The following is a 9444-nucleotide window of genomic DNA, read 5'->3' as shown; positions in this document are numbered from 1 at the left end:
CCGCGACCGCGGTGATATTCGGCGGCGCAGGAAGGACCTCCCCGGTTCGCAGATCGACGGTCTCGGATTGCTCAGTTGTTGTCTTCAATTCAGTGCTCATGACGTGATTCAGCTTCCCGTCCGACCGAAGCCGAACCGATCACGCCGAACCCCTCACACACAAACTTTCCGACAGACCCCATGCTGGGCTCCGCTCCGCGCGACGCCGAGGGTCGCCTCACCGTCATCGGCGACGGCACCCCGCACTGGGCGACCGTGCACGTCGACGACCTCGCCGAGCTGTACGTGCGGGTGATCGAGAGCCCCGAGCCGGTCGGACGGGTGCTCGGCCTCAGCGGTCACAACGCGACGGTCACCGAGCTCGGCGAAGCGGTCGCCGGCGGTCCTGTCGTTGCGGAGGGCGTCGAGGCATCGCGTGCACGTCTGGGCGCACCGTTCGCCGACGCCCTCATGCTCGACCAGCAGGGAAGCGGTGCGAAAGCGCGCGCGCTCGGCTGGACGCCGACCCGCCCCTCGCTGCTCGAGGAGATCCGCGCCTGCGCGTACGGCTCGGCCGCGCAGGGCTGATCAGGTCACTCGCGGTCGGCGCCGCACCTCTGTCGCCGCGGAGCGCTCCGGTCTACGCTCTCGGCATGTGCCGAAACATCCGGGTGCTCCACAACTTCGACCCGCCCACGACCGATGACGAGGTCCGTGAAGCGGCACTGCAGTTCGTCCGCAAAGTGAGCGGCTCGACGCATCCCTCGCGCGCCAACACCGAGGCGTTCGAGGCGGCGATCGACGAGATCGCCGCGGCCACGCGTCGCCTCCTCGATGCGCTCGTGACCGCGGCGCCGCCCAAGAACCGCGAGGCCGAGGCGGTCAAGGGACGCGCCCGCCACGAGAAGCGGATGGAGCGCGAAGTGCGCATCCGCACAGCATCCTGATCGGATGCCGCTGCCGGATGCCCGCGGCATCCGGCACCTTCTCAGCTTCACGTCACCGTGCTGCCCTACTGTGGCAGCAGTCCAGGGGGAGTACTCCGACACGGACGGCTCGTCAATACGGTCGCATCGCGGCCCGGGCCGACCGGTCACGTGAGGGATGGGGGAGACTCTGGCGTCGACTCGTCACGCCATTCTTCGGGAGACCCCTGTGAACATCACCCCGCTCGTGTGGATCATCACGATCGCCGTCACCATCGCCTTCTTCGTGTGGGAGTTCTTCGCGCACGTGCGCAAGCCCCACGAGCCGACCGTCGGCGAGTCCGCGCGCTGGTCGGCCTTCTACATCGGTCTCGCGCTACTGTTCGGTGTCGGCGTGGGCGTCTTCTCGGGGTGGGGATACGGCGGCGAGTACTTCGCCGGGTACCTCACCGAGAAGGCCCTGTCGATCGACAACCTGTTCGTGTTCCTCATCGTCATGACCGGGTTCGCGGTGCCGAAGATGTACCAGCAGAAAGTGCTGATGATCGGCATCGTCATCGCCCTCATCATGCGCGGCGCCTTCATCGCCGTCGGGGCGGCGCTGATCGAGAACTTCTCGTGGGTGTTCTACCTCTTCGGCGCGCTGCTGCTGTTCCTCGCGTACCGACAGGCGTTCGCGCACGGCCAGTCCAACCCCGCCGACGGCTGGTTCATGCGCCTCGTGCGCCGCGTGCTGCCGGTCAGCGACGAGTACGACGGCGACCGGCTCACGGTGAAGAAGGACGGTCGCCGCTTCGTCACCCCCATGCTCCTCGTCATCGTCGCGATCGGCTTCATCGACCTCGTCTTCGCCGTCGACTCGATCCCCGCGATCTACGGGCTCACCGAGGAGGCCTACCTCGTCTTCACGGCGAACGCCTTCGCACTGATGGGTCTGCGCCAGCTCTACTTCCTCATCGGCGGTCTGCTCGAGCGCCTCGTGTACCTCGCCCAGGGACTCGCCGTGATCCTCGCGTTCATCGGCGTGAAGCTGCTCATCCACGCGCTCCACAAGAACGAGCTCCCGTTCATCAACGGCGGCGAGCACGTGACGTTCATTCCCGAGATCCCCATCTGGCTGTCGCTGCTGTTCATCGCCGCCACCGTCGCCGTCGCGACGATCGCGAGCCTCCTGAAGACGCGGAAGGATGCCCGGGGCGACGCCCTGCCCGTCGCGCGCCACGACGCCCGTTGAGGGGGGCCGTTGGCGCTGGGATCACTCGCGAGGCAGGCCTGGGGGCACTTCCGGCCGTGCGGCTCTCGGCTGGACGCGCCCGAGGAGAGGACGTGGCAGGGCTTCTCCGACGTTGCCGAGGTCCTGGCCGCCGCGGCACAGCATCTTCTTCGCGAACGGCCTCGACCTGCCGTGGGAGCGGGCCCCCACGTGGGATCCCGCCGTGTTCGAGATCGTCGATTCGGCCCGCACCGCCTGAGGCGCACGCCCGGCATCCGTCTGCGAGCATGAGCGTATCGGGCCGGGGTGCGCTGGGGGAGGTAGCCATGGCCTGGGGTGCCCGCGGGGCGGTGTGGGGTGGCCCGGATCGGCGCGCGGCGCGCCGGGGGCGTGCGTGCCCGGGCGACGCCCACACCCCGGCGGCATCCGAAGTGCAAGGGATGCCGGGCGACACGCCGGTGCGACGCGCGCCCGGGCGGCGTGTCCCCGCGGCCGCCTTGCAGTTCGGGTTATGGGTGGGATGCGGCAGGCGAGCGAAGTCCTGGCCCGGCGGCGGCCGGCGTGCGAGCAGGTCGAAAGTATGCTCGACGCGTGAGCAGATGGCGGCCGTCCCCCGCGCGATGGACACACCACGCGGCATCCGAGACGCCCCGCTTCTCACCGAGCGTCGAGTCCCGCGCCACCCGCTGGTCGCTGGGCGCCGCTCTCGTCGCCGCCGCCACCACCGTGCTCGTCATGGGCGGGGCGCGGATGCCGCTCGGCGGCGGAGAGTCCGTCGGCAGCCTGGCGGCACTGCTCGCGGCCATCGCGGCCGGTCCGGCCTTCGCCGTCTCGTTCGCGCTCGAACGGCGCCGCGGATATCTCGCCTGGCGCAACAGCCTGCCGCGCGCCAAACGTGTGACCGACCTGATCGCCCTGTCGGGGGCGATGATGATGCTGGCGGACCTCGTCGTCGTCGCCGTCGCCGAACTCTTCCAGCTGGGCTTCCGCGGCCTCACGATCGACCCGTTCGGTGCCGCGGCGCTGGTCGCCGCCGCCGTCGGCACGATGACCTACGTCGCATCGGTTTCGGGGGCACGGGTCACCTCCACGGGCGTCGCCTCGCTCGCCACCCTCGTGCTGTTCGTCGGCACGCTCGCGAGCATGGTGAGCGCCTCGCAGGGTGATTGGTGGCGGTTCCACTTCTCCGAACTGGGCAACGAGTCGGGGTACGCCGGCTACCAGTTCAACCTCTCCCTCATCACGACCGGCGCCGTCATCACCGCGCTCGCCAACTTCGTCGCTCACGACCTCGAGGTGGGTTTGCGTGCGCACGTCGACACCCCACAGCGCCGTGCCCGCCTGTTCGCCTGGCTGCTGGCCGTGATCGGTCTGTGCTTGATGGTCGCCGGCTTCGTGCCGGACGCCGTCGCCTTTCCGGTGCACGTGGGCGCGGCATCCGGAATGGTCGTCGTCTTCGGCGTGCTGGTCGGATGCCTGCTGACTCTCGTTCCCGGCATCCGCCGCGACATCGCGGTCTTCTCGGTGCTGGTCGTCGCGGGCATCGTCGTCGCGGTCGCCCTGTGGGTGCCGATCGACTACTACAACCTCACCGGGTCGGAGTTCATCATCGCGGGCCTGCTGTTCGCATGGCTCATGCTGTTCGTGCGCCAGGCGAGGGCGTACGCGGATGCCGCCGCGCCGGCACCTCCCGTTCCCGCGGCAGCGGCTCCGGCCGCCGCGTGAGCGCGGGTGCACCAACTAACGTGAAGGGGACGAAAGGGTCCGGATGCGTGCAGTGGTGATGGATGCCGTCGGCGCACCGTTGGAGGTGCGTGCGGTCGCTGACCCGGTCGCACCCGCCGGCGGCGTGGTCGTCGAGGTGCGGGCGACGGGGCTGTGCCGCAGCGACTGGCATGCCTGGGCGGGTCACGACGACATCGCCGTGCCGCACGTTCCGGGCCACGAGCTTGCCGGCGTGATCGTCGAGACCGGCGCGGGCGTCGAGCGTTTCGCCGTCGGTGACCGGGTGACCGTGCCGTTCGTCTGCGGCTGCGGGGCATGCGGGTGGTGCCGCGCGGGCGACGCGCAGGTGTGCCCCGATCAGCAGCAGCCCGGGTTCACGCACTGGGGCTCGTTCGCCGAGCGCGTTGCGCTGCACGCGGCCGACACCAACCTCGTGCGCATTCCGGACGACGTCTCCTTCGCCGCCGCGGCTGCCCTCGGATGCCGCTTCGCGACCGCGTTCCGTGCGCTCACCGGTCGCGCGCACGTGCAACCCGGCGAGTGGGTCGTCGTGGTCGGGGCGGGTGGGGTGGGACTCAGTGTCGTCATGATCGCCCGCGCGCTCGGTGCTCACGTCGTGGCCGTCGACCGCAACCAGGCCGCGCTGGACGCGGCATCCGCTCTCGGCGCCGATGCCGTCGTCGTCGCCGACGGGGTGGACGTGCCCGATGCCGTGCGCCGGATCGCCGGCGGAGGCGCGCACGTCTCGATCGACGCGGTGGGCGAGGAGCAGACGGCGGCCGACGCCGTGCTGAGCCTGCGTCGCCGCGGCCGCCACGTGCAGGTCGGGCTGCTTCCGTCGGAGACGGGGTTGTCGGGGATGCCGATGGCCCGCGTGATCGCGTGGGAACTCGACGTGCTCGGCAGCCACGGCATGGCCGCCGTCGACTATCCGGCGATGCTCGAGCTCATCGCCGAGGGGCGCCTGCGTCCGCAGGAACTCATCGAACGCACGATCTCGCTCGCCGAGGCCGCGGCGCTGCTGCCCACCTTCAACCGTGCCACGCTTGCCGGTATGACGATGATCGATCCGGGAGTTCTCGCATGAGCGGGACGAAGCGCACCGAGCCGACCTTCCAGCGCAACGCACTGGCACCGGCCTTGCTTGCCGCCGCCGTGCTGTTCCTCGCGCCCGTGCTGCTGACGGCGGGCTGGGGGATCGTGGTGCTCTTCGTCGTCGCGATCCTGGCGCTGATCGTCGGCTGGTTCGCCGTGCAGGCGCGTCAATGGGTGTGGGCCGCGGTGTTCGCCGTGATCGCGGTGGCCTGGAACCCCGTCTTCCCGTTCGGGTTCGACGGCTTGGTCTGGTCGCTCGTGCAGCCGGCCGCCGCCATCGTGTTCCTCGTCGCGGGCGCGATGATCAAGACCCCGCGGGACTGAGCGCCTCGGCATGCTGCCGCTGCTGCGGCGTGACGGTGAACGGTGAGGCGTCTGGCTCGCCGCGGTGACGCACGGTCTGCACGACGAAGATCGCGATCCCGAGCACGACGACGGCGAACGATGCCCAGATGTTCGCCGGGATGCCGAGAGGTGCGTCGCCCGTGGGGTCGATGCGGATCGCCTCCAGCCAGCTGCGACCCAGGCCGTACCAGATGAAGTACGCCGCGATGAGCCGCCACGATGCCCAGGGGAACCGTCCACAGCGCCACGTCGAGCACGGTGCCCGCCGGCACCCCGCGGGCGCGCAGCCGCCGCTCGGTGATGATCACGGCGGCGATGATTCCCGCGATGATGCACAGCGCGTAGATGTGGATCGTCAGCGGGCCGATGTGGAAGCTGGACCAGCTGAGGTCAGGGCTCGGGATGCTCAGGTGCACGCCCGACATTATGTGCCTGCCGGGTATGAGTTGGCCCGGGGGGCTCGGGGTTCCGTTCCGCGGTGACCGAACTGCAAGGCGTCGACCGCAACACGCGGGGTCAGGCCCGGATGCTGCGGCGTGTCGCTCGGCATCCCTTGCAGTTCGGGTCGGGAATGGGTGTTCCACTGACGCGCGGGGGGGGGGGGGGGGGAGGGGGGGAGCGGCGCGATCAGTCGGCGCGGGCGGGCGGCGTCGCTGTTTCCTGCTGGGGCTGCCGGGATCGGCGTATCTCTATCAGGGAGAGGAGCTCGGCCTGCACGAGGTGGCGGAGATCCCCGCCGACCAGCGGCAGGACCCGACCTTCTTTCGCACCCACTAGGAGCAGTACGGACGTGACGGATGCCGCGTGCCGCTGCCGTGGACCCGCGAGGGCTCCTCGTTCGGCTTCGGTTCGGGGGTGCGCACCTGCCGCAGCCGTCGTGGTTCGCGGACGTATCGGTCCAGGCGGAGGAGGGCGATCCGGCATCCACTCTCTCGCTCTACCGCCGTGCCCTCGCCCCGCGGCACGAGCTCCTGGCGCTGGAGCGACTGGAGTGGGTCGAGACCGGCCGCGGCGATGTGCTGCGTTTCCGCCGCCCGAATGGCTGGGAGGTGGTGACGGTGTTCGGCTCCGCACCGCTCGCGCTGTCGTTCGTGCCGGGTCAGCGTGTCGTGCTGTCGAGCACTCCGCTCGACGGCGACACCGTGCCGGGGGAGACGACGGTCTGGATCACGGGGGACTGATCCGGCCGGTCGCGTTGCGGGTGGGGGCGGGTGCCGAACTGCAAGGGATCACGGGTCGCGCGCTCGGCTTCGCGCTCGGCTTCGCGGTCGGCACGTTCCGCCTCGGTCCGCTCGGCTTCGGCACGGCGCGCGGCGGCGGCTTCGAGGTCGGCGCGGAGGATCGAGGCTTGCCACGACTCGCCGCGGTATCGGGGCTCAGACATCGCGGCGCCGTCGGTCGAGGCGGTCGCGGCACACGCCGCGCGCTCCGAGGTAGCAGTACACGCCCGGCGCGGCGGCGTGGTCGGCACACGCCACGGCGAGGGCGTCGGGCATGACGGCATCATGGGCGAGGCGGTCGAGCACGTGCGCCGGGGACTCGCCGGGCTCCTAGGTGGCGGGGCGCGCCTCGTGCTCGGGCATGAGCCCTCGCGGTGCTGTTGGGGCTCACGGCGGCGCTCGCGGCGGTGCGGTTCGAGGGCACCACAGCCGGCTGGGCGCTCCTCACGATCCTCGTCATCGTGCGACCGGATCTCTCCGACACCCGCAGGCGGCTGGGCCATCGCATCCTCGGCACGGTGGCGGGCGGTCTCGTCGCGGCGCTCCTCGCGTCCGTGCTGCCGATCCGGCCGGTGCTGCTGCTGGTCGGTGCGGTGTGTGCGGCTCTGGTCATCGTGTGCCAGTTCGTCACGGTGACGTACGCGGTGTACGCCTTCGTGCTGACACTCTCCGTCGTGCTGCTGAGCACGCCCGTCGCCTCGGTGGCCGCGGTCGACGCCCAACGGGTCGCCTACACACTGGCGGGCGCGCTGATGATCGTCATCGGCTCGATCGTCGCCATGCCGCTGATCCGGCGCCGACGGCCGCTGCCGTGATCTTTCGGATGCCTCTTCGCTGAGCCGTCGGCACGGCTCGCTATCGTGGGGTCATGTCGTCGCACGCGCCGTTTACGCCCGCTCCTGAGCCACGCACCGGCGCGGCGGCTGCGCCGTGGGCCTGGTGGGCGTTCGGGCTGGCGTTCGTCCCTCCGGTCCTCCTGATGCTCGGGTTCGCGGGGCTCGGCACCGAGCGCATCGGATTCGTGGGGATCTTCGCGCTCGTCCTGTCGGTCGTCTTCGCCGTGCTCGCCCTCGCGCGCGGCTCCCGACCGCGCTGGCCCGCGATCATCGCGCTCGTGGTCACCGGACTCTACGTCGCCGTGTTCGCTGTCTTCCTCGTCTGGGCGTTGCTGGGGCTCACGCAGCTCATGTTCGCGCCCACCTACTGACGCAGCCCCGCTAGGCTCCTGGCATGGCCCAGCTCGTGCTCACCGTCGTCGGCGACGATCGTGCCGGACTCGTCAACGCCCTCGCGCAGGCCGTGTCGGGCGCCGGCGGCAACTGGGAGCAGAGCGAACTCGCCGAACTCGCCGGTGCGTTCGCGGGCATTGTGCTCGTCACGGTGCCCGATGACCGCGTCGACGAGCTCACCGGAGCGTTGCAGAGCCTTGACGGCCTGCTTCGCGTCACGGTGCACGGCGGCGTCGGCTCGACCCTCGCCAGCGACGAGGCCGGCTCAGACAGGCCCGACACCCTGTCTTTCACGGTGCTCGGCAACGACCGACCCGGCATCGTCCGTGACGTCACGACCGCGATCGCCGCGCACGCGCTCTCGATCGACGCCTTCCGCAGCCGCACCCTCGAGGCTCCGATGGCCGGGGGCACGCTGTTCGAGGCATCCGTGTCGGTGAGCGTGCCGCGCGGTGTGGATGCCGAGGCCATCACCGCGGCCCTCGAGGCACTCGCGGGTGAGATCCCGGTCGACCTCACCGTCGGCTGACCGCGCGAGGCTCACGCCTCACTGCAGGGCGAGCGGCAGGACCGCGGCGGCGACGACGATGGGCGCTGCCACGAGACCCCAGATCACGTAGTGCCGCCACGGCACTTCGACGCCGACCGCGTGCAGCCGTTCGTGCCACAGCAGTGTCGCCAGCGACGCCCACGGGGTGATGAGCGGGCCGGCGCCGACCCCGATGAGCAGTGCCGCAAGGCGGGGCGGCGAATCGGCGACGGATTCGAGCGCGAGGTACGCCGGCAGATTGTTGATCGCGTTGGCCGCCAGCAGCCCGACGCCGGCGACCTGCATGAGCGAACCGAGGCCGTCGCCGGTGCCGATCGCCGCGGCGAGGAGCGCACCCGACCCCCACGCTTCGAGGGCGCCGACGGCGAGGAAGAGCCCCGACGCGAAAACGACGAGCTGCCACGGCACGAGCTGAGGAGTGAGCACGCCGGGGGAGCGCCACGCGAACACCGCCGTCAAGATGAGGGCGGCGGCGAGCGCCGGCATCCAGGGCGGAACTCCGACGACGAGCAGTGGAAGCATGACCACGAGCACGCCCGCCGTGACGCGCAGCAGCACCGGGTCGGCCACGCGGGGCGCCGGTGCGAGCACGAACCGGCCGCGCAGGTGCCGGCGCTGCAGCAGCCAGAGCAGCACGACCGTCACGAGCACCGCGACGAGCGCCGACGGCCCGAGCAGCCCCAGGAACGCCAGGGCGTCGCCCTCGTGGGCCAACCGATGCGCGGCGAGCAGGTTGGTGAGGTTCGAGATCGGCAGGAAGAGCGATGCCGTGTTCGCCAGCCACACCGTCGCGAGCGCGAACGGCAGCGGCGGCAGCCGGTGCGCGCGCGCCACCGCGACGACGACGGGCGTCAGCAGCACGGCGGTGGTGTCGAGCGAGAGGAACGCGGTCACGAACACGGCGAACGCCACGATCAGCAGCCACAGCACGAGGGTGCGCCCCCGCGACCACCGGGCGAGGCGCGCGGCGACGACGTCGAACACGCCCGCCGCGGCGGTGAGTTCGGCGACGATCGTGACCGCCACGACGAACAGCAGGATCGGCCAGACCCGGTCGGCGATCGCGAGGGCATCGGCCGGCGCCAACGCTCCGAACACGATCGACGCGCCGCCCAGGAGCAGCAGCACGGCTCCGACAAGGGCGAGCTTCACGGCATCCATC

The 9444-nt window shown here is 71.0% G+C and carries 13 protein-coding genes and 1 pseudogene; 11 read left to right on the top strand and 3 right to left on the bottom strand.

All coding sequences use genetic code 11. The annotated features are described in order from the left end of the window. Positions 1-180 precede the first annotated feature (180 nt). The 7 genes from G3N18_RS09415 to G3N18_RS09390 all read left to right on the top strand — a co-directional run bounded on the left by G3N18_RS09415 (position 181) and on the right by G3N18_RS09390 (position 5262). A complete protein-coding gene (locus G3N18_RS09415; RefSeq protein WP_196384023.1) occupies positions 181-567 on the top strand; it encodes a Rossmann-fold NAD(P)-binding domain-containing protein in 387 nt (128 codons plus the stop codon). A gap of 65 nt (positions 568-632) precedes the next feature. Then, positions 633-926: a DUF2277 domain-containing protein gene (locus G3N18_RS09410; RefSeq protein WP_141379705.1), complete on the top strand. Its 294-nt coding sequence runs from the start codon at positions 633-635 to the stop codon at positions 924-926. 208 nt (positions 927-1134) lie between these two features. Then, positions 1135-2139: a TerC/Alx family metal homeostasis membrane protein gene (locus G3N18_RS09405; protein WP_196384022.1), complete on the top strand. Its 1005-nt coding sequence runs from the start codon at positions 1135-1137 to the stop codon at positions 2137-2139. Between the two features lie 112 nt (positions 2140-2251). Then, complete coding sequence (locus tag G3N18_RS16335) at positions 2252-2377, top strand: hypothetical protein (protein ID WP_268932595.1); 126 nt, start codon at positions 2252-2254, stop codon at positions 2375-2377. Positions 2378-2709: 332 nt separating this feature from the next. Beyond that, positions 2710-3843 (top strand): DUF998 domain-containing protein, encoded by a 1134-nt coding sequence (locus tag G3N18_RS16485; protein ID WP_196384021.1) that lies wholly within the window; start codon positions 2710-2712, stop codon positions 3841-3843. A 43-nt stretch (positions 3844-3886) separates the two neighbouring features. Further along, positions 3887-4930 carry a zinc-binding dehydrogenase gene (locus G3N18_RS09395; protein WP_196384020.1) on the top strand — a complete coding sequence of 348 codons (1044 nt, stop codon included), beginning with the start codon at positions 3887-3889 and terminating at the stop codon, positions 4928-4930. Then, on the top strand, positions 4927-5262 hold the full coding sequence (locus G3N18_RS09390; RefSeq protein ID WP_141379709.1) for a DUF6804 family protein: 336 nt from the start codon (positions 4927-4929) through the stop codon (positions 5260-5262). The genes G3N18_RS09395 and G3N18_RS09390 overlap by 4 nt, the downstream gene beginning before the upstream one ends. Here G3N18_RS09390 and G3N18_RS16135 read toward each other — a convergent pair. Then, positions 5243-5449 (bottom strand): hypothetical protein, encoded by a 207-nt coding sequence (locus G3N18_RS16135; RefSeq protein WP_230404068.1) that lies wholly within the window; start codon positions 5447-5449, stop codon positions 5243-5245. The two genes, G3N18_RS09390 and G3N18_RS16135, sit on opposite strands and share 20 nt — an antisense overlap. 114 nt (positions 5450-5563) lie before the next feature. After that, a pseudogene (locus G3N18_RS16130) lies at positions 5564-5708 on the bottom strand (prolipoprotein diacylglyceryl transferase); the annotation flags it as partial. Positions 5709-6080: 372 nt separating this feature from the next. Here G3N18_RS16130 and G3N18_RS09380 point away from each other — a divergent pair. From G3N18_RS09380 to G3N18_RS09365, 4 genes are all read left to right on the top strand, one after another. Further along, positions 6081-6464 carry a hypothetical protein gene (locus G3N18_RS09380; protein WP_196384019.1) on the top strand — a complete coding sequence of 128 codons (384 nt, stop codon included), beginning with the start codon at positions 6081-6083 and terminating at the stop codon, positions 6462-6464. A 413-nt stretch (positions 6465-6877) separates the two neighbouring features. Next, positions 6878-7318 carry an FUSC family protein gene (locus G3N18_RS09375; protein ID WP_196384018.1) on the top strand — a complete coding sequence of 147 codons (441 nt, stop codon included), beginning with the start codon at positions 6878-6880 and terminating at the stop codon, positions 7316-7318. A gap of 53 nt (positions 7319-7371) precedes the next feature. Beyond that, positions 7372-7710 carry a hypothetical protein gene (locus G3N18_RS09370; protein WP_196384017.1) on the top strand — a complete coding sequence of 113 codons (339 nt, stop codon included), beginning with the start codon at positions 7372-7374 and terminating at the stop codon, positions 7708-7710. A 23-nt stretch (positions 7711-7733) separates the two neighbouring features. After that, complete coding sequence (locus G3N18_RS09365; protein WP_196384016.1) at positions 7734-8261, top strand: glycine cleavage system transcriptional repressor; 528 nt, start codon at positions 7734-7736, stop codon at positions 8259-8261. A gap of 18 nt (positions 8262-8279) precedes the next feature. On the opposite strand, the gene G3N18_RS09360 is transcribed toward G3N18_RS09365, so the two are convergent. Beyond that, complete coding sequence (locus tag G3N18_RS09360; protein ID WP_196384029.1) at positions 8280-9443, bottom strand: SLC13 family permease; 1164 nt, start codon at positions 9441-9443, stop codon at positions 8280-8282. Between the last annotated feature and the right edge of the window lies 1 nt (position 9444).

Origin of the sequence: Microbacterium paulum (assembly GCF_015707995.1) — a bacterium.
GTDB lineage: Bacteria > Actinomycetota > Actinomycetes > Actinomycetales > Microbacteriaceae > Microbacterium > Microbacterium paulum.
The sequence above is the reverse complement of the archived record's forward strand: the minus strand, read 5'-3'. Positions and strand labels throughout refer to the sequence as shown.